Below are 23,675 nucleotides of genomic sequence, written 5' to 3' on the forward strand. Positions count from 1 at the left end.
TTTCCCCCATGACCGAAATCATAGAGACACTCGATTCCGCTCTCATCGATCGCTTCGCGGCGATCGTTGGCGACAAATATGCGTTCCGCGACGAGCGCGATATCGCGCCTTACCTCATTGAGCGGCGCGGGCTCTGGCACGGCGCGACATCGCTGGTGCTGCGCCCGGGCAGTGTCGACGAAGTCAGCCGGATCATGCGGCTGGCGACGGAGACGGGAACGCCGATCGTGCCGCAAAGCGGTAACACCGGGCTGGTCGGCGCGCAGGTGCCGGACAGGTCCGGGCGCGAAATCGTCCTGTCGCTGTCGCGGCTGAACCGCATCCGCGAGATCGACGTCCTGTCCAACACCGTGACGGTCGAGGCCGGCGTCATCCTGCAGACGCTGCAGGAGGCAGCCGACGCCGCCGACCGGCTGTTCCCACTGTCGCTGGCCGCGCAGGGCTCCTGCCAGATCGGCGGCAATCTTTCCTCCAATGCCGGCGGCACCGGCGTGCTTGCCTATGGCAATGCGCGCGAACTCTGTCTCGGTGTCGAGGTGGTGCTGCCGACCGGCGAGGTGTTCGACGACCTGCGCAAGCTGAAGAAGGACAACACCGGCTACGATCTGAAAAACCTGTTCGTCGGTGCCGAAGGCACGCTCGGCGTCATCACCGCCGCCGTGCTCAAGCTGTTCCCGAAGCCGAAGGGGCGCGAAGTCGCCTTCGCCGGCCTGTCGTCGCCCGAGGCCGCACTTTCGCTGTTCAGCCTGGCCATGGACCGTGCCGGGGCAGCACTCACCGCTTTCGAACTGATCGGCAGGCGGCCATATGATTTCACGCTGGCGCATGCCCAGGGCGTGGTGCGGCCGCTGATCGAGGACTGGCCGTGGTATGTGCTGATGCAGATTTCATCAGGCCGTTCGTCGGAGGATTCGCGAGCGTTGATCGAGGATGTGCTCTCGGCCGGCCTTGAACAGGAATTCGTCGGCGACGCCGTCATTGCGGCGAGCCTCGGGCAGGGGGATGCCTTCTGGAATTTCCGCGAGCTGCTGCCCGAGGCGCAGAAGCCGGAAGGCGCCTCGATCAAGCACGACATTTCGGTGCCTATTGCATCGATCCCGCGCTTCATCGAAGAAGCCGCCGGCGCCGTGGCGTCGGTAAGTGCAGGCGCCCGCGTGGTCTGCTTCGGTCATATGGGCGACGGCAATCTCCACTACAACATTTCGCGGCCAGTCGACGGCGATGATGAGGCGTTCCTCGCTCTCTATCACCCCATGAACAAGGCGGTGCACGGTGTGGTGCGCAGCCTGCACGGTTCGATCTCGGCCGAGCACGGCATCGGCCAGTTGAAACGCGACGAACTGATCGCCACCGCGCCGCCGATGGCGATCGATCTGATGCGAAGGGTGAAGGCCGCTTTCGACCCGGCCGGCATCATGAATCCGGGTAAGGTTATCTGATCCTTTCGACATCTTGCGGCTGGTGGGATTCCGATAACCATCCCTGAGATCAGCAAAATTTAACCGACTTTCTTAAGCGGGGCGGTAAGGAGCCCGCGCTACTGTCTCCATACAAACGAGGCTGGAAAAACCGGCCCGGAGAGAACCGGACACCGGCTCTCAGGAGACAGACAGGAAGGCCACTCTATGAACACCGGACTGAAGCCAGTCTGGGCGGGACGCAACATGCGTCTCGACCCATTTCGCCTGCCGCAAGTGGTGAGCTACGCGACTCGCGACGACTACGGCGATGTAACCTTCACCATCGACCAGCGCGGCGCCGTGATCCGCCGCCTGCTCGAGATGAGCGGCCTGCCCGCAATCATCGTTCTGCCCTCCAATGCGTTCCGCGGCGTTGCCGCCCGCGCCATGGAGGATCCGGACGGCAATGTCACGGTGACCCTGGAACTCCTGCACAACGACCCGATGCTGTCGGTGCCGCTGCTGGTGGCCGACGATCTCGACGATGTCGCAGCCGACTGGCGCGCCTGGGCCGACGCTTACCGTCTGCCGATGCTGCTGATCGAATCGGACGGCGTTGCCCGCACCCTGGAAGAATCGCTCGGCGCCGCCATCAAGACGCTGCCGCCGCAGGACCGGCGCAAGGGGCGGATTTCGAACACGCGCCGCCCGCGTTTCCTCGCTCGCCGCAGGGCCGGCGCCCTCGGTCTCAGGCTGGTCATCGACGGCCAGGAGATTATTTCGAGGGATTAGCCTTCTTCTCCCCGTCACTATACGGGGAGAAGTGCCCGGCAGGGCGATGAGGGGCAGCGCCGACCTAAGTGTTCGGCCACCTTAAGACTCAATTCATGTTCGCCCGGTTCGCCGCTGAACCTCTCGCCTCGCCTTTAAGGTCGGCGCTGCCCCTCATCCGGCTGCCGCCACCTTCTCCCCGTATAGTGACGGGGAGAAGGAAGACTAAACCAGCGGCTTCAGCGCCACCCACACAGCGCCGCCGATCAGACCAAGGAAGATCAGCCAGCCGACCTGGTTGTTCGACCTGAACAGCCGCAGGCATTGGTCCGGATTGTCGATGTCCAACACGGCGATCTGCCGGGCCATATGGGCGCCTGCGGCGATCAGTCCGGCCAGCGCCACCACCGGCGCCTGCGCCGACGCGAAGGCGATCGCAAAGCAGATCAGCGCGCCGCCATAAAGCCCGGCCAGCCACGATTTGGTGTTATCGCCAAACAGGCGTGCCGTCGAGCGCACGCCGACAATGGCGTCATCTTCCTTGTCCTGATGTGCGTAGATCGTGTCGTAGCCGATCACCCACAGGATCGAGCCGATATAAAGCATGATGGCAGGCCCATCGAGATCGCCGAACTCGACCGCCCATCCCATCAGCGCGCCCCAGGAAAAGGCAAGGCCAAGCACCAGTTGCGGCCAGTTGGTTATCCGCTTCATGAATGGATAGATGGCGATGACCGCCAGTGAGCAGATGCCGAGCAGGACGGCGAAGCTGTTGAACTGGATGAGCACGACGAGGCCGACCAGGGCCTGCAGGACGAGAAACAGCCATGCCCGCCGGCGCGTCGCCTTGCCCGACGGCAACGGTCGCGAGCGCGTGCGCTCCACCTGGCTGTCGATGTCCTCGTCGACGAGGTCGTTGTAGGTGCAGCCGGCGCCGCGCATGGCGATGGCCCCGACCAGGAAAAGCACGAGATACACTGGTGCCGGCAGCAGTGAGAGCAGCGGGTCGCCCGGACGCGGATAGGCGCTTGCCGCCAAGGCTGCCGACCACCAGCACGGCCACAGCAGCAACTGCCAGCCGATCGGCCTGTCCCATCGAGCAAGCTGCGCATAGGGCCATATCGAGCGCGGCAGCACGCGGTAGACCCAATGGCCGTTCGGCGCATCGGCGACACGGCCCTGGGCCGCTTTCGACTGGATATTTTCCATGTCCATGGAGTGGCAGCAGCGGCAGAAACCGTCAAGCGGCAAGCGGAGACGCGGCGCCTGTCAGCCTTTCACGAGGCAAAGATGTCGCGGGTGGCGAACCAGTCCTTGGCCACCTCGACGAAGGCCAGCGCTGCATTCGACACACGCTGATGCGTGTCATAGGTCAGCAGGATCCGCTGCATGGGCAGCGGATCGGACAGCGGCTTGCAGATAAGCGGCAGGCCGTCATAGCTGCGGTCGCCGTGCGGGCGGGTATAGCTGACCGCGACGCCGAAGCCGTTGGCGACCATGCTACGCTGCAGTTCGAACGAGCTTGTCGTCGTATCGGCCACCGGCGAGAGGCCGCGGCTGCGGAACAGGTCGAGCATGTGCTGCCAACTGTGCGGCTGATCCGTCGTGATCAGCGGATAGGCGGCCAGATCGGCAAGGCTGACCGTTGGGCGGTCCGCCAGGGCATGGCCTGCCGGCAACAGCGCGTGTGGACGAAGTTCGCGCAGCAGGATGCGGGCGAAATGCGTCGGCAGGCTGAGATCATAAGTCAGGCCGAGATCGATGGCCGCATCCCCCAGCCGTCGTCCTAGCGTCTCGAACGTCTCGTCGCGAACGACGATTTTGACGGCCGGATAGCGTTCGGAGAAGGCGCGGATCAAAGCCGGCGCGAAGAAAGGCGCCAAATCCTCGAAGCATCCCAGCACCAACTCACCGCTGACAGCCGATTTGCTTGAACCCAGGCCGACGAGTTCTTCCGTTTCGGTGAGAACCTGCCTTGCCTTGGCCACGACGGCGCGGCCGAACGATGTCGGCGACACGCCGCTTCCGCGCTGGCGGACGAACAGCTTCTGGCCGAAATTCTTTTCGACCGCGTCAATGGCCACCGAGATCGACGGCTGCGAAACGTTCAGCATCTTTGCCGCGCCGGTGACGCTGCCGTGACGCGCCACGGCAACCAGGTAGCGCAGCTGCGTGAGGGTCACGCTCATAGAGGCGCTCTATATGTCAGATCGAAAGTTATTATTTTACCGAATGAAGAGGTGTTGCGATAGTGGCTTCATTCCAGAGGAGAACGCCATGGCTTCCCAGACTGCCACCATCGACGCCACCATGATCGGCGCGTCCACGATTGCCGACTATCAGCGTGACGGCGCTGTCTGCATTCGCGGCGCCTTCAAGGGCTGGGTCGACACGATTGCCGCCGGCATCGAACGCAACATGCAGAACCGCAGCGTCACCGCATCCGACATCGCCAACGGCCGCGGCAGTTTCTTCGATGACTACTGCAACTGGGAGCGCATCCCCGAATTCGTCAGCCTGGTGCGGGGTTCGCCAGCCGCCGAACTGGCGGCGGCGGTGATGCAGTCGCGGACCGCGCAGTTCTTCCACGATCACGTGCTGGTCAAGGAACCCGGCACGCAGAAGCCGACGCCCTGGCATCAGGACATCCCCTACTATTTCGTCGATGGCCAACAGACGGTGAGCTTCTGGATCCCCATCGACCCGGTGAAGGAAGCGACGCTGCGCCTGATCGCCGGTTCGCACAAATGGGACAAGATGATCCTGCCGGTGCGCTGGCTCGACGACAGCAATTTCTATGCCGGCGAGGGCGACTATCTGCCGGTGCCAGATCCCGACAAGGATCCGTCGATGAAGGTGCTCGAATGGGAAATGGAGCCGGGCGACGCCATCCTGTTCGACTTCAGGACCGCGCATGGCGCGCGCGGCAACCTGACCGCGGCGCGGCGCCGGGCGCTGTCGCTGCGCTGGGTGGGTGACGATGCGCGCTATGTCGAGCGGCCGGGCCGCACCTCGCCGCCATATCATGGCCACGGCATGCAGCCGGGCGAGAGGCTGCGCGAGGACTGGTTTCCGGTGGTCTACCAGGGCTGAAGCGAGGCCAGAAAATCGACGCCGATGTGCGCCGCCGATTTTCGGCTGGGGTAACGTTCCCGTGCGCAATTCCCATCAATGCGCCCGGATGCCTTGACCCGTCGCCCAGAGAGCAATAGCGGGTGCTCTAACGGATAGTCGGCATCAAGAGGTGGCCATGAACGTTCTTCTTCTCGGCTCCGGCGGCCGCGAACATGCGCTCGCCTGGAAGATCGCCGCATCACCGCTGCTGACAAAGCTCTATGCGGCTCCCGGCAATCCGGGCATCGGCAGCGAGGCTGAGCTGGTGAAGCTGGATTTAGCCGACCATGCCGCCGTGGCCGCGTTCTGCCGGGAGAAAAAAATCGACCTCGTCGTGGTCGGCCCGGAGGGGCCGCTGGTCGTCGGCATTGCCGACGATCTGCGCGCGCAAGGCATTCGCGTCTTCGGACCCTCCAAGGCTGCCGCACAGCTGGAAGGATCGAAAGGTTTCACCAAGGATCTCTGCGCCCGCTACAACATCCCGACCGCCGCCTATGGCCGTTTCAGTGACCTGGCCTCGGCCAAGGCCTATGTCGAAAAGACCGGAGCACCGATCGTCATCAAGGCCGACGGGCTCGCTGCCGGCAAGGGCGTCACCGTCGCCATGACGCCCAGTGAAGCACAGGCAGCACTCGATGCCTGCTTCGACGGTTCCTTCGGCGCCGCCGGCGCGGAAGTTGTGGTCGAGGAGTTCATGACCGGCGAGGAGGCGAGTTTCTTCTGCCTTTGCGACGGCACTACCGCACTGCCCTTCGGTACCGCGCAGGACCACAAGCGCGTCGGCGACGGCGACACCGGTCCCAACACCGGTGGCATGGGCGCCTATTCGCCGGCACCGGTGATGACGCCGGAACTGGTCGAGTGCACCATGCGCGAGATCATCGAGCCGACCATGCGCGGCATGGCCGAACTGGGGGCGCCGTTCTCCGGCGTGCTGTTTGCCGGGCTGATGATCACCGACAAGGGACCGAAGCTGATCGAATACAACACCCGTTTCGGCGATCCGGAATGCCAGGTGCTGATGATGCGGCTGAAGGATGATCTGCTGGTCCTGCTCAATGCGGCGACCGACGGCCAGCTTGCGCATACTTCGGTGCGCTGGCGCGACGAGGCCGCGCTCACCGTAGTAATGGCGGCGAGAGGCTATCCCGGCACGCCGGAAAAAGGCTCGGTCATCCGCGGCGTCGAAGACGCGGCGAGCGACGGCGTCCAGATCTTCCACGCCGGTACCGCCATCAATGGCGGCGCGCTGGTTGCCAATGGCGGCCGCGTCCTCAACGTGACGGCATCAGGCGCCACGGTCGGCGAGGCACAGAAACGAGCCTATGCCGCGCTTGACCGCATCGATTGGCCGGACGGGTTCTGCCGCCGCGATATCGGCTGGCAGGCCGTAGCGCGCGAACAGGGAACCTGAAGTTCCGCATTGGCTCACCGCTGGCCGCGATCGAGTTCGGTGGAAGCGGTGCTGAGTGGATCGGACACGGCAAAGGCAGCGTCGAGTTGTGCGGGTGAACGCCGTTCGGTCCGCTTCCAGGCGACATATTGGACAATGCCGAAGCTTGGCCGTCGCGGCACCGTCTTCACGACTGGCATGCGGAAGCCGTCGCGGAAACGGGACCAGCGTGTGCCCAACGCTGTAACCATGTCCTCGAGAGTCGGCGGCGCGGCCACAGACGCATAGGTGATGGTGACATTGCCGGCGAGGCCGGCCTCGCGTGAAACCGGTAGCGGTATCGAGGCGAGATAGTCCGGCGGCACGTCGATAAGCCCACCGAACGGCCATTGCGCGCGCAGCGTGGCGGCGTCTGTCGGCGCGACATTCACGTCTATGTCGTTAGGCGTGCCGGCAACCCTGTAAGGGCAGCGGAAACGGCCGCAATTGGCTTGCGCCGAAAACTGCCACAGTGCGTAGCCTTGCCAGTTGCCCATCGGAAAATGCACGTCGATGTCCTTGGTGTAGCGCGCATACCAGAGCGGCAGCCGCGACAGGAGCCGGTATCGGTAGCTGTTGTCGGCAATGTAGCGGGCGGTCTTGCCGTTGGTGTACAGCACCGGGAAACGGCCGATGCGCCGATGCACCTGGCGTACGAACTCCTCGGCATCGTCGAGCGACATCCATTGCGAGGGGTCATTGCCCTCGATGTCGAGAGCCATGAGATCGTCCGGGGCAGGCTCGGCGAAATCGAGGAAATTGTTCGCCTGCTCGACCGGATTGCCGGGACGGGCAAGGTGATAGGCGCCCCATTTCAGGCCGAGTGCCTTGGCCACCACCCGGCGCGTCTGGAACAGTTCGCGCGTCACCGCATGACGTTTCCACAGCGCCTTGCAAAGCTTTACCTCAATGTCGTTGCCCAGGCAGAAATAGGCCGGCGGCATGCCGTCGGAGGCCTTGTTGATGAAGCCGACGACCCGCTTGTCGGTGGCGAGCCGGGCCCAGTCGATGGTATTATATTCGTAGGCATCGACGACCAGAGCGCGGTCGGCGTTCTTCCACGGCTCGGAAAAATCCGAGGCCGTTGCCGCCGTCGAAAGCGCCATCGTCGCCGCAAGAGCGAGGATCGCCAGCGCATGCCGGCCAAAAGTATGCAGCGGTTTTGGGGCAACGACATGCGCAGGAAACAGAGGCTTGAAGGGTGTCGGTACGACACTCTTCAAGCGGCGAAGGAGGTGCGCCGTCCTTTTCAAAACAGGGAATCCCCGTTGATCAAAAACAAATCCTGAACGGCTATGGTTAAGGAAGTGCTTTCGGGGGCTGGCTCCCAGAAGAGCTGGCGACGCATCAGCCGCTAGAATTCAAACGGGTCAGGCGCCGGCTCTTGCCGCAGCGTGCCTTCGGCGGCGCGTTTGCGGTGGTGGGCGAGCGAGCATTGCGGCGAGCACAAAATGCCGCGATCCGACCAGTAGGCGGCACCATGGTCCAGTCTGCCCCCATGGTAGCAGAACCCCTCCGCTCGATAGGGCAGGCCGCATTCGATGCAGCGGTAGGCGTCGGGTCTGGCAAGCATGGGCGGTTCCGGTTGGCTGGTTCTGATTGCATCGCCGGTCGACTTGATCCGGCATGGGTTGAACTTAATACGCGCCGCCGCGATTGCAAAATCCGCGTGACAAAATTTGACGTTTACGTAAAAAGAAGATGGGAGACCGCTGATACGGCGGGTGGTTTTGCAGCGGCACCGGTTCTAGGGTTGGGCAGGCCGATGCAATCAGGAGGAGTGGGCGGCATGTATAGGGCACCGGTCGAGGATATCGCCTTCACGCTCAAGCACGTGGCCGGCATGAAGTCGGCGCTCGATGCCGGCACCTTCGGCGATCTCGGCGAGGACCTGGTCGATGCCGTTCTGGGTGAGGCCGGCCGTTTCGCCACCGAAGAGGTCGCACCGCTCTACACGATCGGCGATCGGCAGGGTGCGGTGCTGAAAGGCGGCGCCGTCACCACGCCGCCCGGCTGGAAGGAACTCTATCGCCGCTGGATCGATGGCGGCTGGAATGCGCTCTCGGGGCCTGAGGAATATGGCGGCCAGGCGCTGCCGACCATGCTCGGCGTGGCCGCGCTCGAAATGTGGAACTCCGCCGCCATGGCCTTCGGCATCGGCCCGACGCTGACCATGGGCGCGGTCGAGGCGCTCGACAAACACGCCTCCGAAGACCTCAAGGCCAAATATCTCGAAAAGCTCGTCTCCGGCGAGTGGATGGGCACGATGAACCTGACCGAGCCGCAAGCCGGCTCGGATCTCGCCGCCTTGCGCGCCCGCGCCGAGCCGGCGGGTGACGGCAGCTATCGCATCTTCGGCCAAAAAATCTTCATCACCTATGGCGAGCACGATTTCACCGACAACATCATCCATCTCGTGCTGGCAAGGCTGCCCGATGCGCCGGCCGGCACGCGCGGCATATCGTTGTTCCTGGTGCCGAAATTCCTGGTTGGCGACGATGGCGCGCTCGGTGCCCGCAACGACGTCTTCTGTTCCGGACTTGAGCATAAACTCGGAATCCATGCCTCGCCGACCTGCACCATGATCTATGGCGACGGCTTCGAAGGGGCCGAACCCGGCGCCGTCGGCTGGCTGATCGGCGAGGAGAACAAGGGGCTCGCCTGCATGTTCACCATGATGAACAATGCGCGGCTTTGTGTCGGCATGCAGGGGGTGGCGGTCGCGGAAGCCGCAACGCAGAAGGCGATCGCCTATGCCAATGAGCGCCGGCAGGGCAAGGCCGCGAGCTACACTGGCACGGGTATGGCGCCTATCGTCCATCACCCCGATGTCCAGCGTAACCTGTTGACCATGAAGGCGCTGACCCAGACCGCACGCGCCATCAGCTATTCCTGTGGCCACGCCATCGACATGGCCCGTGTCTCCGCCGGTGACGAGGCGGCACACTGGCGCGACCGCGCCAATCTGCTGACGCCGCTGGCCAAGGCGTTCTCGACCGATATCGGCGTCGAGGTTGCCTCGCTCGGCCTCCAGGTTCACGGCGGCATGGGCTTCATCGAGGAGACGGGAGCGGCCGCCTTCTATCGCGATGCCCGCATCGCCCCGATTTACGAGGGCACCAACGGCATCCAGGCGATCGATCTGGTGATGCGCAAGCTGCCGCTCGGCGGCGGCGATCATGTGCATGGTTACATCGCCGAACTGGCTGATATGGCCGCAGCGGTGCGGACCTCGAACATGCAGGGTTTCGGCCGCACCGCCGACGCTCTCGACGCGGCACTTGGCGATCTCAGCGAAGCGACCCGCTTCCTGCAAAAACTGACGGCCGATGGCCGATCGGAAGAGGCGCTGGCAGGCGCCACGCCCTATCTCAGGCTGATCTCGCTTGCCGCCGGCGGCGCCTATCTGGCGCGCGGTGCTCTTGCCGATCACAACCGCATAGCGCTTTGCCGTTTCTTTGCCGAAAACCTGCTCGGCGAGGTCAGCGCCTTGAGGGCGCGCGTCATTGATGGCGCCGAAAGCCTCGCCGCTGCCGGCAAGACGCTCGTCTCTGCCTGACGTTTCACAAGGAAAACACCGTGACAGACCATATCCTCGTCGAGCGCCAGGGCGCCATCCAGATCATCCGCATAAATCGGCCGGACAAGAAGAACGCGCTGACGCGCGCCATGTATGCGAAAATGTCAAAAGCCCTGGCCGAGGGCGACGCCGACCCGGCCATCCGCGTCCATGTCTTTCTCGGCGTGCCCGGCGCCTTCTCCTCCGGCAACGACCTTGCCGACTTCATGGTCGTCGCCACCGGCGGTGACGGCGGCACCGAAGTCTGGGATTTCCTGATGGCGCTGGCTAAGGTCGAAAAGCCCATGGTTTCAGGCGTCGACGGCATCGCGGTCGGCATCGGCACGACGCTTAACCTGCATTGCGACCTGACTTTCGCCACGCCACGCACCGTGTTCAGGACGCCTTTCGTCGACCTGGGCCTTGTGCCTGAAGCGGGATCGAGCCTGCTGGCACCGCGCATTCTGGGCCAGCAAGCCGCTTTCGCGCTGCTCGGTCTTGGCGAGGGTTTTTCGGCCGAGCGCGCCAAGGCCGCCGGCCTGATCTACGAGGTGGTCGAGGAAGCAGCGCTGGAGGCTTCGGTATTGGCGGCAGCCGGCCAGATCGCCGCCAAGCCACCACAGGCGCTGAAGATCGCGCGCAACCTGATGCGTGGTTCGCGCGACGATCTCGTCGCCCGCATCGGCGAGGAAAGCGAGCATTTTCGCGAGCGGCTGAAGTCCGATGAGGCGCGCGCCGCACTCGCCGCGTTCATGACGAGAAAGAAATCGTAAGTGGAAGCAGCCGATCTCCCCCACGAGGGGGGAGATTGGCGCTTCAGGGATAAAGCCTGGTCTTGTCCCAGCCGTCCTTCGCACTGCGCGTAAAAACGAGCCGGTCGTGCAGCCGGAACGGCCTGTCGTGCCAGAACTCGATGGTGCTGGGCACGATGCGGAAGCCGGACCAGTGCTTTGGCCGCGGGATCTCGCCGATCGGATAGCGTGCCGTGTATTCCGCCACCGCTTTCTCCAGCGCAAAGCGGCTTTCCAGCGACCGCGATTGTTTCGAGGCCCAGGCGCCGATGCGGCTGCCGCGCGGCCGTGTCGCATAGTAGGCGTCGGCTTCGGCGTCGCTGACGATCTCCACCGGTCCGCGAATGCGCACCTGGCGGCGCAGCGACTTCCAATGGAAACACATCGCCGCCTTCATGCTGCCAAGAATCTCCTGGCCCTTGGCGCTCTCGAAATTCGTGTAGAAGACAAACCCGCTTTCATCGAACCCCTTGAGCAACACCATACGCACATCCGGCATGCCGTCGGCATCGACGGTCGCCAGAGCCACGCCGTTGGGGTCGTTCGGCTCGCTTTTCGTGGCGTCGTCCAGCCATGCGGCAAAGAGGCGAAACGGCTCGGCAGCCTCGGTAAAGTCACCGCTTGTTAACTCAGTGTCACTCATAGTTTTTCTCAAATTGTCACGAAGCCAAGATTCTTACAAAACCAAGATTCTTTACGAAGCAAGGGGGAGGCTGCCGATTGTCGCGTATCGCGCAAGCTTTTGACAGCAGGCAATGGAGCGTTATCGCTTCGGCCAGCGCGAAAGCCGCGATCGTGGCGGTCGCCTTGCCGCTTGCCGCGTGTGGCGCCGGCGGCTTCAGCCTGGAAAAAGCCGAAGTCGACCGCTCGATCCTGACCAGCAGCACGTCTGCTTCGGCCGCGCCGGCCAATTTGGATCGCGACTCCGACCAGACGACGATCGGCAATGCGGTTTCCTCGGCCGACATCGAGCAGCTCGGCGGGCAGGCCGTGCCGTGGGCCAATGCCGGCACCGGTTCGCGCGGTTCCATCACCGACCTGGCGGAATTGAAGGACAACGGCCAGACCTGCCGCCGCTTCAAGGCCTCACGCGAAAGCTTTGACGGCGTTGCCATGTTCGAAGGCGAACTGTGCCTGGCCAGCGCCGGCGGCTGGCGCATGCAGGACTTCAAGGCACTCTGATTTTCCGCGTCTGATATGCTGCTCCAGCACTGGAATTTCTTCCTATGCGAGCGCATATAGGTGGCAACCAGAGACTCAACTCTTCTCCAGGGCAGTAAGCATGCGCGACCCCTATGAGGTGCTGGGCGTTGCCAGGAACGCATCGTCCAAGGACATAAAGTCGGCGTATCGGAAACTCGCCAAGAAACATCATCCGGACCAGAATCCGAATGATCCCAAGGCGAAGGACCGTTTTGCCGCGGCCAACCAGGCCTACGAGATCGTCGGCGACGAAAAGAATCGCGCCGCTTTCGATCGCGGCGAGATCGACGCCGACGGCAAGCCGCGATTCCAGGGCTTTGAGGGCGCTGCCGGTGGCGGCGATCCCTTCGGCGGCTTCCGCCGGCAGCAGGGTCCGGGCGGTTCGCGGTTCGAATTCCGCTCCGGCAGACCGGGTGGCGATCCGTTCGACGGCAACAGCGACATCTTCAGCCAGATTTTTGGCGACACTTTTTCGGGCGCGCGCGGTCCCGGCACGGGCGATCGCCGCCAGCAGGCGACAGCAGCCGATCTGAACGTGACGCTCGACATCACCATCGAGGAAGCGGCGACCGCCGAAAAGGTGACGGCGATGTTCCCCGACGGCCGCAAGGTGGCGGTCAAGCTGCCGGCCTATGTCGAGGACGGCCAGACCATCCGCCTCAAGGGCCAAGGCGAGCAGGGGCCGGGCCAGCCAGGCGACGCGCTGGTCAAGATCCATCTGCGCCGACATCCACGCTACCGCATCGAGGGCCGCGACCTGCACGCCGATCTGCCGGTGGTGCTGGCGGATGCGGTGCTCGGCGCCAAGGTGCCGGTCGAGACGCCGACCGGCAGGCTTGCGGTCAACATTCCTGCCTGGTCGAGCTCCGACAAGGTCCTGCGGCTGAAGGGCAGAGGCCTGCCGGAAAAGGCCGGCGGCCACGGCGATCTCTACGCTCATGTGCGTATCATGCTGCCGGAAGGCGGCGACAGCGCGCTCGAAGAGCTGTTGCGCGGCCAAAAAGGCTGATCGGCGGCTTTTGTCCCCCGAACTGTCCGGTTTGGACGCTTGAAGGGGCTCTGTGCCTGTGCGATAGGGCAACCCACAAAGCTGAAATCTTGCGGAGAGCGCTCACATGGCGGGTGGACAGGGCCTAATGGCCGGCAAGCGCGGCCTCATTCTTGGCGTCGCCAACAATAGGTCGATCGCCTATGGCATCGCCAAGTCGTGCGTCGACCATGGCGCCGAGATCGCGCTGACCTATCAGGGCGAGGCGTTCAAGAAGCGCGTCGAGCCGCTGGCGGCGGAACTGGGCGCCTTTGTCGCCGGCCATTGCGACGTCACCGATCCGGCGAGCCTGGACGAGGTTTTCGCCAATGTCGCCAGGCACTGGGGCAAGCTTGATTTCCTCGTCCACGCCATCGCCTTCTCCGACAAGGATGAACTGACCGGCCGCTATGTCGAGACGACGCGCGACAATTTCCTGCGCACCATGGACATTTCGGTCTATTCCTTCACCACCATAGCCAAGCGCGCCGAGGCGCTGATGACCGATGGCGGCTCGTTGCTGACGCTGACCTACTACGGCGCCGAAAAAGTGATGCCGCACTACAACGTCATGGGTGTCGCCAAGGCGGCGCTCGAGGCCAGCGTGCGCTACCTGGCGGTCGACCTCGGCGCCAAGAAGATCCGCGTCAACGCCATCTCGGCCGGCCCGATCAAGACGTTGGCCGCCTCCGGCATCGGCGATTTCCGCTACATCCTGAAGTGGAACGAGTACAATTCGCCGCTGAAGCAGACGGTCACGCAGGAGGAAGTCGGCGATTCCGGCGTCTATTTCCTGTCCGACCTGTCGCGCGGCGTCACCGGTGAAGTGCATCACGTCGATTCGGGCTACCACGTCGTCGGCATGAAGGCGGTCGACGCGCCTGATATTTCGACGGTCAAGGACTAACGCCCGGCCAACCGTCGTCCGTCCCGATCCCGCACCGGAAGACCTGATGTACCCGCTGGTTTATATCGCGCGCCACGGCCAGACCGCGTGGAACGCCGAAATGCGACTTCAGGGGCAGGCCGATACCGATCTCAACGCTCTTGGCCGCGAACAGGCGACCGGCAACGGGCTTCGGCTAGCCGCGTTGGTCCCAAATCCCTGGGAATTCGATTTCCTCGCCAGTCCGATGAAACGGACGCGCGAAACGATGCAGCGTATTCGCGCCGCGATGAAGCTCGATCCGGATGCCTATCGAACCGATCCGCGCCTCGTCGAAGTCAATTTCGGCGATTGGCAGGGATTTACCTTTCCCGAGCTCGAGACAGGATATCCCGGAGCGAGCATGACGCGTGCTCTGGACAAGTGGAACTTTCAGCCGCCCGGCGAAGGTGCGGAGAGCTATCAGATGCTGCTCGAACGGGTGAGGCCATGCTTCGACGCGATCGAACGCCAGACGATATGCGTGACCCATGGCGGCGTCATGCGCACCTTGTTTCGCTTCGTTCTGGGGCTGGCCGAGGACGAGGCCGCGAACCTGGAAATACCGCAGGATCGCCTGCTCAAGCTCGAAGGCAAGAGTCTGGAGTGGCTTTAATGCATGTCGCCCAAAAGTGACCCCGGTTTTGGGAGAACGACATGCATAAAACAAAGACCTAAAGCGGGTCGCCTGAATCCGTTCAGACGCGACACGCTTTAGGCCATTGGCAGGCGGCTCGGCGAAAGCTGAACCGCAAACACAGCATTCAATTGAGGTTGGAAGCTCTAGTTGGCAGAGCTGTCCGGCAGTTCCATGTCGGTGACGATGTTTTCGCCATTGGTCACATCGTAGGCGATGACGATGTCCATGCCCGGCTTCAGCGCGTCGAGATCGGTCTCGGCGTTCAGCTTGTAGGACTTGCCGTCATCCAGCGTCAGCGTCGCCGTATCCTTGTCGATCTTCTTGATCAGGCCTTCGGTCTGGCCGGCGAAAGCGGCGGTGGAAAGCAGCAGCGTGGCGGCAATGGCGCCAATCAGGGTACGCATGATCGTTCCTCTTTATCATTGCGCCGGCATGGCGGCGGGCGTTCAACGGCGGATGGAGCAGAGCAGAAACCAACCGAATGTGTCAAAACTAAATCCGCCAGATCACAGTTTGACCCCTGTGAAAAACGCCAATAGAACGCAATCTTCAGCCGGCTCCGATGCCGGGCAGGGTCATTTCATGTCTCACAACACGTTCGGCCACCTTTTCCGCGTCACCACCTGGGGCGAAAGCCATGGCCCGTCGCTCGGTTGCGTGGTCGACGGCTGTCCGCCCGGCATCCGCTTCACTCGAGCAGACATCCAGGCCGAACTCGACAAGCGCCGGCCGGGGCAATCACGTTTCGTGACGCAGCGTCGCGAACCAGACGAGGTCAAGATCCTGTCCGGCTTCATCTTCGACGAGGACGGCGAGACGATGATCACCACCGGCACGCCGGTGTCGATGCTGATCGAGAATGTCGACCAGCGTTCAAAGGATTATGGAGAGATCGCCCGCCAATACCGGCCGGGCCATGCCGACTACACCTATGACGTCAAATACGGCGTGCGCGATTATCGCGGCGGCGGCCGCTCCTCGGCCCGCGAGACGGCAGCCAGGGTGGCGGCCGGTGCCTTGGCGCGCAAGGTGGTTCCGGGCGTGGTGGTGCGCGGCGCGCTGGTGTCGATGGGCGAAAAATCCATCGATCGCGCCAACTGGAACTGGAATTTCATCGGCGATGCGGAAAATCCGTTCTTCACCCCAGATCCGGCCTCCGTTCCGGTCTTCACTAGATATCTCGACGGCATCCGCAAGGCGGGCTCCTCGGTCGGGGCGGTGATCGAAATCGTCGCCGACGGCGTTCCGCCAGGCCTCGGCGCGCCGATCTATGCCAAGCTCGATCAGGACATCGCCTCCGGCCTGATGTCGATCAACGCCGTCAAGGGCGTCGAGATCGGCAACGGCTTCGAGGCCGCCCGCATCACCGGCGAACAGAATGCCGACGAGATGCGCATCGGCAATGACGGCAAGCCGGTGTTCTTGTCCAACAATGCCGGCGGCATCCTTGGCGGCATCTCGACCGGCCAGGCGATCGTCGCCCGTTTCGCCGTCAAGCCGACCTCGTCGATCCTGACGCCGCGAAAGTCGATCGACAAGGACGGCAGGGACGTCGAGATCATGACCAAGGGCCGCCACGATCCATGCGTTGGCATCCGCGCCGTGCCGATCGGCGAAGCAATGGTTGCCTGTGCTATCGCCGATCATTATCTGCGGCATCGGGGACAGACGGGAAGGGAATAGGGGAATAGGGGAATATGTTGCGCTCTTAGCCCGGCCGGCCAAATCTTTTTGCTTCTCCCTACTCCCGTACTGCCCTACTCCCTTATTCCCCCGCGAGCGAAGCGAGTACCCATGCCTTACGACCAGAAGAAAATCGTCGAAGCCCTGCGTGCTTTCGAACGCGGCGAGATCGTCGTCGTCATGGATGATGACGGGCGCGAGAACGAGGGCGACCTGATCGTTGCCGCCGTCCACTGCACGCCTGAAAAGATGGCGTTCATCGTGCGCCACACCTCCGGCATCGTCTGCACGCCGATGCCGCGCGAGGAAGCCAAGCGGCTGAACCTTGCGCCCATGGTCGCCGACAACGATTCCGCCCATACCACCGCTTTCACCGTCAGCGTCGATTTCAAGCATGGCACCACGACGGGCATCTCGGCCGAAGATCGCACTTTGACCGTTCGCAATCTTGCCAACGGCAATGTTGGCGGCTCGGATTTCGTCCGCCCCGGCCACATCTTCCCGCTGATCGCACGCGAAGGCGGCGTGCTGATGCGCTCCGGCCATACCGAAGCAGCGGTCGATCTGTGCAAGCTCGCCGGCCTGCCGCCGGTCGGCGTCATTTCCGAGCTGGTCAATGATGACGGCACCGTCAAGCGCGGCCCGCAGGTGCAGGCTTTCGCCGAGGAGCATGGGCTGAAGCAGGTTTCGGTCGCCGACCTCATCGCCTACCGGCAACGTAAGGAAACTCTGGTCGAACGCGTCGCTTGCTCGGAAATCGACACGCTCGGCGGCAAGGCACAGGTCTTCACCTACACGCTGCCGTGGGACTCCATGCACCACGTCGCCATCGTCTTCGGCGACATTCGTGACGGCGAGGAGGTCCCGGTGCGTCTGCATTCCGAGGATGTGGTGACCGATGTCTTCGGCACCAGTCACCGGCTCGACGCCATTATGAAGGCAATGGGCGAGCGCAGGCGCGGCGTCATCGTCTATCTCAGAGAAGGTTCCGTCGGCGTTGCGCATCAGGAGCGCAAACGACCGGCAAGCGGCGACCGCGAGGATCACGAAGAGGCCCGCCGCCGCGAAAACGAGTGGCGCGAGATCGGGCTCGGCGCGCAGATCCTCAAGGATCTCGGCATCTCCTCGATCAACCTGATCGCCTCGCGCGAACGCCACTATGTCGGCCTCGAAGGTTTTGGCATCCACATCGCCAAGACCGAGATCCTCTGAGCCTCCCGCCGATCCGGTTGCCGGAGAAGACGGATGAATGCGCCCCTGCCTTCCAGCCAGCGCAGCGAGCGGCTTTTGCTGCGCCGCCCGGCAGAGGCTGATCTGGATTTCCTAGCCGATCTCTTTTCGCGCGGGGAGCTTGTTGCGCATCGACCCGACCCTGTTCCGGATACAGCCCAGCAGAGCGCCGCGCGGCTGACGCGCGACATCGGTCATTGGGACAAGCACGGCTTTGGCCGCTGGGCGGTCGAGGCGGATGGAAAGTTGATCGGCTTCGGCGGCGTCACGGTATCGGCGGATTTCGACGGTCTGAACCTGTCCTATCATCTTCATCCGGCGGCCTGGGGACATGGCTATGCCACGGAATTGGTGATGGAAGCACTGCGCACCGCGTTCGGCCCCTTGCGTGCCGATCGGGTTGTCGGCCTCGTCCGCCCCGCCAATCCGGCCTCGCGACGGGTGCTGGAGAAATGTGGCTTCGCCTTCGAAAAAGAGGTGATGCTGCGCGGGGCGCCAACGATACTTTTGGCATTGGCGCACCCAGGAAAAGCCAATATTTCAGGCCCGGCCGCCTAGAGCGGCGCGCCCGGTCCTAAAGCCCGGACGCGCCGGAACTATTCCGCGGCAATCGCGGCTGCTTCGCATCCGTCCATCTCGCACTCAGTCGTGGCAAGGCTGCGTTGGCCGAGCAGCACCGTGGCCAGTGCGATCGTGCCTGAAGCCACCGACACCCAGAACCCGCTCTGGGCGCCGAACGCATCCACCATCGCGCCGGCCGCGAACGAGCCCAGCGCCATGCCGATGCCGATGCCGGTCATGACCCAGGTGATGCCTTCGGTCAGCATCGCTTCCGGCACATGCCGCTCGATCAGGCCGAACGCGGTGATGAAGGTCGGCGAGATCGCCACACCGCTGATGAACACGGTCAGCGCCAGCAGTGGCACGGTGTCGGCGGTGAGCGGCAACAGCGTGCCGAGCGCGACGAGGGCGACTGCGATGGCCAGCTGGCGTTGCAGCGGCGCCTTCAGGCTGAGCGCGCCGACGATGATGCCGAGTACGAACGATCCCAGCGCATAAACGCCGATGACGAGGCTGGCGGCGCCCGGTTGGCCAAGCTCCTTGGTGATCGCCACGGTGGTCACTTCCGTCGTCGCGAAGGTTGCGCCGATGAAGATCAGGGCGAGGGTGATGATCTGAACCGGCCGCAGGCGGATCGCCGAGCCGCTTGAGTTATGGTCGACCGGCCGCACCCGGGGCTCGGTCGAGCGTTGCAGGATGAAGGTCGCTGATCCGAATGCGAGAAATAATGTGCTCACCAGAACGCCGGCTTCCGGGAATAGGGCGGCACTCAGGCCGACCGATAGCGATGCCCCGGCGATATAGACCAGTTCATCGGCCACGGACTCGAAGGCGAATGCGGTGTTCATCTGCGGCCGCCCCCGGAAAATCTCCGTCCAGCGCGCGCGCACCATCGCAGGTATGCTTGGCATGGCGGCGGCCAGCAGTGCCGATACGAACAGCGTCCAAACCGGCCAGTCCTGGTTGGCCGCCGCTATCAGGACCGCGAAAGCCAGCACCGCGATGATGGTGGTGGGCACCACGATTCGTGTCTGGCCCAGGCGGTCCACCAGTCTCGATATCTGCGGCGCGACGAAGGCGTTGGCCAGCGCGTATGTCGCCGAGACGGCTCCGGCCAGCCAGTATTCGCCACGCGTCTGCGACAGCATCGCCACGATGCCGATGGGCGCCATGGCGATCGGCAGGCGCGCCATGAAGCCGGCGGCCGCAAAGCCCTTGGCTCCGGGGGCACGAAAGATTTCCGCGTAGGGATTTTGCATCGGTTGGTTCCTCGACAAAGGACGATTGGACAATTACATACGGAGCGTATGATCATTAAATAGACCATACGTCGCGTATGTCAATTGGCATACGTTGCGTATGTGAATAGGGCCAGAAGCCATGCACAGACCCCGCAAGGAGATGATCGCCGAGACGCGCGCCAAGCTGATCGCGGCGGCCCGTCATGCCTTCGGCACAACAGGCTATGCGGAAGCCTCGATGGATGATTTCACCGCTTCGGCCGGGCTGACGCGCGGCGCGCTCTATCATCATTTCGGCGACAAGAAGGGGCTGCTGCAGGCGGTCATAGCCCAGATTGACGGCGAGATGGCGGCGCGCATCAATGAGGTCGCGTCGAGAGCGCCGACCCGCTGGCAACATTTCGTCGACGAGTGCTCGACCTATATCGAGATGGCGCTGGAGCCGGAAATCCAGCGCATCATGTTCCGGGATGGCCCGGCCGTGCTGGGGGATCCAGCGCAATGGCCGAATTGCAGTGCGTGCATCGCTTCAATGACCGACCATCTGACCGCGCTGCAGGAGGAGGGGGTCGTTGTCTCCAGCCTCGACCCCGAGACGGCCTCGCGATTGATCAACGGAGCGAGCAGCCAGGCAGCGCAACGGATCGCCAATTCGAGCGACCCCGAAGCGACGTCGAAGAAGGTGGTGACGGCGTTCAAGCAACTGCTCGAAGGCCTGCTCAAGAAGCCGGACCCGCAGTCGAATTGAAGTTCCCACCGGAGCTTTCGTGCCGGCAGCTGTTCCCGATAGGAATTTTTTCTTGACTCGGTGACCTCAGCTAAGGTACATATTCGTCCATGGTGCTGATTTGCGCCAGTGACCCGCCGCACAGGCGGGTTTTTCGTTTGATGCTCCGTCAGCCTACGCGCCGGCGAAGGCTCCGAAGAAACCCGTTAGCCCCAATTCGTTGCCCTTTGGCGTCAGGGCCGGCAATTGACAATCGCCGGGTTGAGTCCATCCTCTTCCACCATCTCTGAGGCGGAGATTCGGGGCACATGTGGGATTTTGAGATCGGCCGGTCGGTGTCCATCATGATGCGGACCTGGCCGTTCATCGTCTTTCGCATGATCGTCTATTTCGGCATCACGCTGGCCTACATTATGGCGACGGGCACCGGCGCCTCGGTCGGCTATGGCGTCGGCCATATCTCCACTGATCCCGACGGGCCCATGTCCTTTGCCCTGTGGGGCGGCGTGGTCGGGTTTGGCCTCGTCTCGATCGCTGTGTATTGGATCCGCGAATACATCCTCTATGTCGTCAAGGCCGGCCACATCGCCGTCATGGTTCATCTGATCGACGGCCGCGACATTCCCGGCGGTCAGGACCAGATCGCCTATGCCAGGGATATTGTGACCCAGCGTTTCGCCGAGGCCAACATCCTTTTCGTCGTCGACCAACTCGTCAAGGGCGCCATCCGCGCCATCACCGGCCTGCTCGGCGGCATCGCCGCCTTCCTGCCGATACCGGGCCTGAGCGGCCTGGTCTCCTTCATCAACACGGTGATCCGCCTGTCGCTGACCTATGTCGACGAGATCATCCTCGGCTACAACATCCGCATCAATTCAGCCTCGCCCTTCGAGACAGCGCGCCAGGGCGTCGTGCTCTATGCCCAGAACGGCAAGGTCATGGTCAAGAACGCCGTCTGGCTGGCGGTCATCATGTGGGGCGTGTCGTTCATCATCTTTCTGATGATGCTGGCGCCTGCCGGCGCCATTCTCTTCCTGATGCCTGGCCAGCTCGCCGGCTGGGCTTTTGTGCTCGCCATCGTCTTCGCCTGGGCATTCAAGGCGGCGTTCATTGAACCCTTCGCCATCGCCTGCTTGATGCAGGTCTATTTCAAGACCATTGCGGGCCAGGTGCCGGATCCGGCCTGGGACGCCCGGCTGGCCGAGGCGTCGTCGAAGTTCAGGGAGCTCAAGGACAAGGCGCTCGCCTCCTTCGGCGGTTCGCGCTGGGGTACGGCCGGCGCCACACCCTGATCGGCTGGGCGGATGGTGTCTGGTGAGGCAGGAACGGTGTTGAGGCGCGCCACGGTGGATTTGAGCTGTGTCTCGCCTTGCCCGGAAAAAGTCTCGCTCATGATCAGCTCCGGCAGCGGCAGCCGCCGTCCCCAGCCATGCGTTTCAAGGTCCGGTTTGGGAGCGAACTCGGAAACACGGCCGACGCAGAGATAGGCGATCGGCGTTACGTGATCCGGAATGGCCAACAGCCGCTTCAGCGCCTCAGCCTCGATGATGCTCACCCAGCCGACACCGACGCCCTCGGCACGCGCGGCCAGCCAGAAATTCTGCACCGCGCAGACGGTGCTGTAGAGATCCATCTCCGGATTGTGCCAGCGTCCCAGCGGCGAACCCTTCGAGCGCTGCCTATCGCAGGTGATGCAGATGTTGAGTGCGCTCTCGCAGATGCCTTCCAGCTTGAGCTTGCGATACAGCGCCTGTTTTTCCGCCTCGATCGCCGGCAGTTCTTGTTCGCGCGCGGCCAGGAACAGGTCACGCACCTCCGCCCGTCGCTCGCTGTCACGAATGACAATGAAATTCCATGGCTGCATGAAGCCGACCGATGGCGCGTGATGGGCAGCAAGCAGCAGCCGCGCCAGCACGTCGTCATCGATCGCGGTGGGCAGGAAATGGCTGCGCACGTCGCGCCGCGTAAACATGGCGCGATAGACCGCATCGCGCGCATCCTGGTCAAATCCGTCGTCAATGGCAGCGGTCATATGTTCCGGCATCGCTTGTCCCCTTGCGATTGCAGATTCAAAACTGTCAGAGCGTACTTTGTGCGTCCAAATGGACACACGTCGCTCTGATGTCGTCCGCCTGACCATTCGGATGACGATGCCTGCCAGGCCGGTCTTCTGGCTTGGGATCAACCCGCGTCCGGTGCCTTCCCGTCATCGACAGTGGCATTTACCGGCGCGGTCCCCCTCACAGCGTTGGGCACGCCACGGAATTCAACCGTGTTCCCGATTCTCCCGCTTGCGGCGGGCACCAGGCAGTACCAGGGACCTTACGCCGAAGCGCCGGCGAGGCCAATGCCTGCGGCGACGCGAATGGACGCAGTCGATTTTCCCCAGCGATCAAGCAGCAATGCATGGCCATAGCGGCGCCGGGGCACTAGATAGGGAGCATGACCACCCGTCTCTACACCCATCCGATCTTCCTCGAGCATCTCACGCCGCCCGGACATCCCGAGCGGCCCGACCGCTTGCGTGCCATCGAGAGCGTGCTCGATGAGGAAGCCTTTGCCGGGCTCGATCGTATCCAGGCGTCGGAAGGCGACGAGGCCACCATCCTCTACGCGCATCCCGCCGATTTCGTCGCCCGCGTGCGCGCCGCCATTCCCGACGAGGGGATTGCCCGCATCGATGCCGACACCACTGCCAGTCCGAAGAGCTGGCAAGCGGCGATCACCGCGATCGGCGCCGCCAACGCCGCCGTCGATGACGTCTTTTCGGGCCGCGCCGACAACGTCTTCGTCGCCGCCCGGCCGCCCGGCCATCATGCCGAAAAGACCACCGCCATGGGCTTCTGCCTGTTCAACACGGCGGCGATCGCGGCGCGCTATGCGCAGAAGAAACACGGTGTCGAGCGCGTTGCCATCGTCGACTGGGACGTGCATCACGGCAATGGCACGCAGGACATTTTCTGGGACGATCCGTCGGTGCTCTATTGCTCGACACACCAGATGCCGCTTTATCCCGGCACCGGAGCGAAGAACGAAACGGGCGCCGGCAACATCGTCAACGCGCCGCTGGCGCCGCAGACTGGCAGCGAGGTGTTTCGCGATGCCTTCCTGTCGCGCGTCCTGCCCGCGCTCGACAATTTCGCGCCCGACCTGATTATCATTTCGGCGGGGTTCGACGCGCACCACCGCGATCCGCTGGCCGAGATCAATCTGACCGAGGATGATTTCGATTGGGCGACCGGCCAGCTGATGCAGCGCGCGGCACGCCACAGCGGCAACCGGCTCGTCAGCCTGCTCGAGGGCGGCTACGATCTGCAGGGATTGGCATTTTCGGTCGCCGCCCATGTCGGGCGACTGATGAAAGGATGAAT

General features: G+C 63.4%; 23 protein-coding genes, 1 pseudogene and 1 riboswitch. Of the genes and pseudogenes, 16 read left to right on the forward strand and 8 right to left on the reverse strand.

The genetic code is table 11. The features are described 5' to 3' along the window. The first annotated feature begins 8 nt into the window (after positions 1 to 8). On the forward strand, positions 9 to 1,439 hold the full coding sequence (locus tag AC0L3E_RS11205) for an FAD-binding oxidoreductase (protein ID WP_473604795.1): 1,431 nt from the start codon (positions 9 to 11) through the stop codon (positions 1,437 to 1,439). A 186-nt stretch (positions 1,440 to 1,625) separates the two neighbouring features. Further along, positions 1,626 to 2,192, forward strand: a complete 567-nt coding sequence (locus AC0L3E_RS11210; RefSeq protein WP_127328402.1) for a DUF6101 family protein — start codon at positions 1,626 to 1,628, stop codon at positions 2,190 to 2,192. A gap of 204 nt (positions 2,193 to 2,396) precedes the next feature. Here AC0L3E_RS11210 and ubiA read toward each other — a convergent pair whose 3' ends face one another. Both ubiA and AC0L3E_RS11220 read right to left on the reverse strand, forming a co-directional pair. Further along, entirely contained in the window at positions 2,397 to 3,380 is a 984-nt protein-coding gene (gene ubiA, locus AC0L3E_RS11215) for a 4-hydroxybenzoate octaprenyltransferase (RefSeq protein WP_023808647.1), read from the reverse strand. A gap of 68 nt (positions 3,381 to 3,448) precedes the next feature. After that, positions 3,449 to 4,360: a LysR family transcriptional regulator gene (locus AC0L3E_RS11220; protein WP_292335856.1), complete on the reverse strand. Its 912-nt coding sequence runs from the start codon at positions 4,358 to 4,360 to the stop codon at positions 3,449 to 3,451. 88 nt (positions 4,361 to 4,448) lie between these two features. On the opposite strand from AC0L3E_RS11220, the gene AC0L3E_RS11225 reads away from it, so the two are divergent. Together AC0L3E_RS11225 and purD are read left to right on the forward strand one after the other, a co-directional pair. Further along, positions 4,449 to 5,264 (forward strand): phytanoyl-CoA dioxygenase family protein, encoded by an 816-nt coding sequence (locus AC0L3E_RS11225; RefSeq protein WP_473604796.1) that lies wholly within the window; start codon positions 4,449 to 4,451, stop codon positions 5,262 to 5,264. Positions 5,265 to 5,421: 157 nt separating this feature from the next. After that, complete coding sequence (gene purD, locus AC0L3E_RS11230) at positions 5,422 to 6,699, forward strand: phosphoribosylamine--glycine ligase (RefSeq protein ID WP_292679025.1); 1,278 nt, start codon at positions 5,422 to 5,424, stop codon at positions 6,697 to 6,699. Positions 6,700 to 6,713: 14 nt separating this feature from the next. On the opposite strand, the gene AC0L3E_RS11235 is transcribed toward purD, so the two are convergent. Further along, entirely contained in the window at positions 6,714 to 7,823 is a 1,110-nt protein-coding gene (locus tag AC0L3E_RS11235; protein WP_473604912.1) for a glycoside hydrolase family 25 protein, read from the reverse strand. Between the two features lie 248 nt (positions 7,824 to 8,071). After that, entirely contained in the window at positions 8,072 to 8,290 is a 219-nt protein-coding gene (locus AC0L3E_RS11240) for a hypothetical protein (RefSeq protein ID WP_013532811.1), read from the reverse strand. A 216-nt stretch (positions 8,291 to 8,506) separates the two neighbouring features. Here AC0L3E_RS11240 and AC0L3E_RS11245 point away from each other — a divergent pair, with 216 nt between their 5' ends. Both AC0L3E_RS11245 and AC0L3E_RS11250 read left to right on the forward strand, forming a co-directional pair. After that, positions 8,507 to 10,276 carry an acyl-CoA dehydrogenase gene (locus tag AC0L3E_RS11245; RefSeq protein WP_473604797.1) on the forward strand — a complete coding sequence of 590 codons (1,770 nt, stop codon included), beginning with the start codon at positions 8,507 to 8,509 and terminating at the stop codon, positions 10,274 to 10,276. A 20-nt stretch (positions 10,277 to 10,296) separates the two neighbouring features. Further along, positions 10,297 to 11,049 carry a crotonase/enoyl-CoA hydratase family protein gene (locus tag AC0L3E_RS11250; protein ID WP_473604798.1) on the forward strand — a complete coding sequence of 251 codons (753 nt, stop codon included), beginning with the start codon at positions 10,297 to 10,299 and terminating at the stop codon, positions 11,047 to 11,049. A gap of 43 nt (positions 11,050 to 11,092) precedes the next feature. Here the strand turns inward: AC0L3E_RS11250 and pdxH are convergent, their stop codons facing one another. Then, positions 11,093 to 11,710: a pyridoxamine 5'-phosphate oxidase gene (gene pdxH / locus AC0L3E_RS11255; protein WP_473604799.1), complete on the reverse strand. Its 618-nt coding sequence runs from the start codon at positions 11,708 to 11,710 to the stop codon at positions 11,093 to 11,095. Between the two features lie 77 nt (positions 11,711 to 11,787). Here pdxH and AC0L3E_RS11260 point away from each other — a divergent pair, with 77 nt between their 5' ends. From AC0L3E_RS11260 to AC0L3E_RS11275, 4 genes are all read left to right on the forward strand, one after another. Next, entirely contained in the window at positions 11,788 to 12,249 is a 462-nt protein-coding gene (locus AC0L3E_RS11260) for an RT0821/Lpp0805 family surface protein (RefSeq protein WP_027035968.1), read from the forward strand. A gap of 100 nt (positions 12,250 to 12,349) precedes the next feature. Continuing rightward, the gene (locus tag AC0L3E_RS11265) at positions 12,350 to 13,279 is read left to right on the forward strand and encodes a DnaJ C-terminal domain-containing protein (RefSeq protein ID WP_473604800.1); all 930 of its coding nucleotides are present in this window, start codon (positions 12,350 to 12,352) and stop codon (positions 13,277 to 13,279) included. 106 nt (positions 13,280 to 13,385) lie between these two features. Then, complete coding sequence (fabI, locus tag AC0L3E_RS11270; protein WP_127268175.1) at positions 13,386 to 14,204, forward strand: enoyl-ACP reductase FabI; 819 nt, start codon at positions 13,386 to 13,388, stop codon at positions 14,202 to 14,204. A 46-nt stretch (positions 14,205 to 14,250) separates the two neighbouring features. After that, complete coding sequence (locus AC0L3E_RS11275) at positions 14,251 to 14,838, forward strand: histidine phosphatase family protein (RefSeq protein ID WP_127268176.1); 588 nt, start codon at positions 14,251 to 14,253, stop codon at positions 14,836 to 14,838. A 167-nt stretch (positions 14,839 to 15,005) separates the two neighbouring features. Here AC0L3E_RS11275 and AC0L3E_RS11280 read toward each other — a convergent pair whose 3' ends face one another. Continuing rightward, the gene (locus tag AC0L3E_RS11280) at positions 15,006 to 15,266 is read right to left on the reverse strand and encodes a DUF1344 domain-containing protein (RefSeq protein WP_027035965.1); all 261 of its coding nucleotides are present in this window, start codon (positions 15,264 to 15,266) and stop codon (positions 15,006 to 15,008) included. Positions 15,267 to 15,444: 178 nt separating this feature from the next. Between AC0L3E_RS11280 and aroC the strand changes: the two genes are divergently transcribed. From aroC to AC0L3E_RS11295, 3 genes are all read left to right on the forward strand, one after another. Further along, positions 15,445 to 16,545 carry a chorismate synthase gene (aroC, locus tag AC0L3E_RS11285; RefSeq protein ID WP_473604801.1) on the forward strand — a complete coding sequence of 367 codons (1,101 nt, stop codon included), beginning with the start codon at positions 15,445 to 15,447 and terminating at the stop codon, positions 16,543 to 16,545. A gap of 111 nt (positions 16,546 to 16,656) precedes the next feature. Beyond that, positions 16,657 to 17,757, forward strand: a complete 1,101-nt coding sequence (ribB, locus tag AC0L3E_RS11290) for a 3,4-dihydroxy-2-butanone-4-phosphate synthase (protein ID WP_127268178.1) — start codon at positions 16,657 to 16,659, stop codon at positions 17,755 to 17,757. Positions 17,758 to 17,790: 33 nt separating this feature from the next. Continuing rightward, positions 17,791 to 18,333: a GNAT family N-acetyltransferase gene (locus tag AC0L3E_RS11295; protein ID WP_127322377.1), complete on the forward strand. Its 543-nt coding sequence runs from the start codon at positions 17,791 to 17,793 to the stop codon at positions 18,331 to 18,333. A gap of 38 nt (positions 18,334 to 18,371) precedes the next feature. Here the strand turns inward: AC0L3E_RS11295 and AC0L3E_RS11300 are convergent, their stop codons facing one another. Further along, positions 18,372 to 19,595 carry an MFS transporter gene (locus AC0L3E_RS11300; RefSeq protein ID WP_473604802.1) on the reverse strand — a complete coding sequence of 408 codons (1,224 nt, stop codon included), beginning with the start codon at positions 19,593 to 19,595 and terminating at the stop codon, positions 18,372 to 18,374. Between the two features lie 121 nt (positions 19,596 to 19,716). Between AC0L3E_RS11300 and AC0L3E_RS11305 the strand changes: the two genes are divergently transcribed. Continuing rightward, positions 19,717 to 20,325, forward strand: coding sequence for a TetR/AcrR family transcriptional regulator (locus tag AC0L3E_RS11305; protein WP_127268181.1), 609 nt, complete (start codon positions 19,717 to 19,719; stop codon positions 20,323 to 20,325). Positions 20,326 to 20,612: 287 nt separating this feature from the next. After that, positions 20,613 to 21,596 carry a hypothetical protein gene (locus AC0L3E_RS11310; protein WP_292692658.1) on the forward strand — a complete coding sequence of 328 codons (984 nt, stop codon included), beginning with the start codon at positions 20,613 to 20,615 and terminating at the stop codon, positions 21,594 to 21,596. A gap of 122 nt (positions 21,597 to 21,718) precedes the next feature. Here the strand turns inward: AC0L3E_RS11310 and bluB are convergent. Further along, a pseudogene (gene bluB, locus AC0L3E_RS11315) lies at positions 21,719 to 22,444 on the reverse strand (5,6-dimethylbenzimidazole synthase); the annotation flags it as partial. Positions 22,445 to 22,447: 3 nt separating this feature from the next. Next, positions 22,448 to 22,627, reverse strand: a riboswitch (cobalamin riboswitch). A 119-nt stretch (positions 22,628 to 22,746) separates the two neighbouring features. Here bluB and AC0L3E_RS11320 point away from each other — a divergent pair. Continuing rightward, positions 22,747 to 23,673, forward strand: coding sequence for a histone deacetylase family protein (locus tag AC0L3E_RS11320; RefSeq protein WP_473604803.1), 927 nt, complete (start codon positions 22,747 to 22,749; stop codon positions 23,671 to 23,673). Positions 23,674 to 23,675 lie beyond the last annotated feature (2 nt).

This window comes from Mesorhizobium sp. WSM4822, assembly GCF_055811155.1.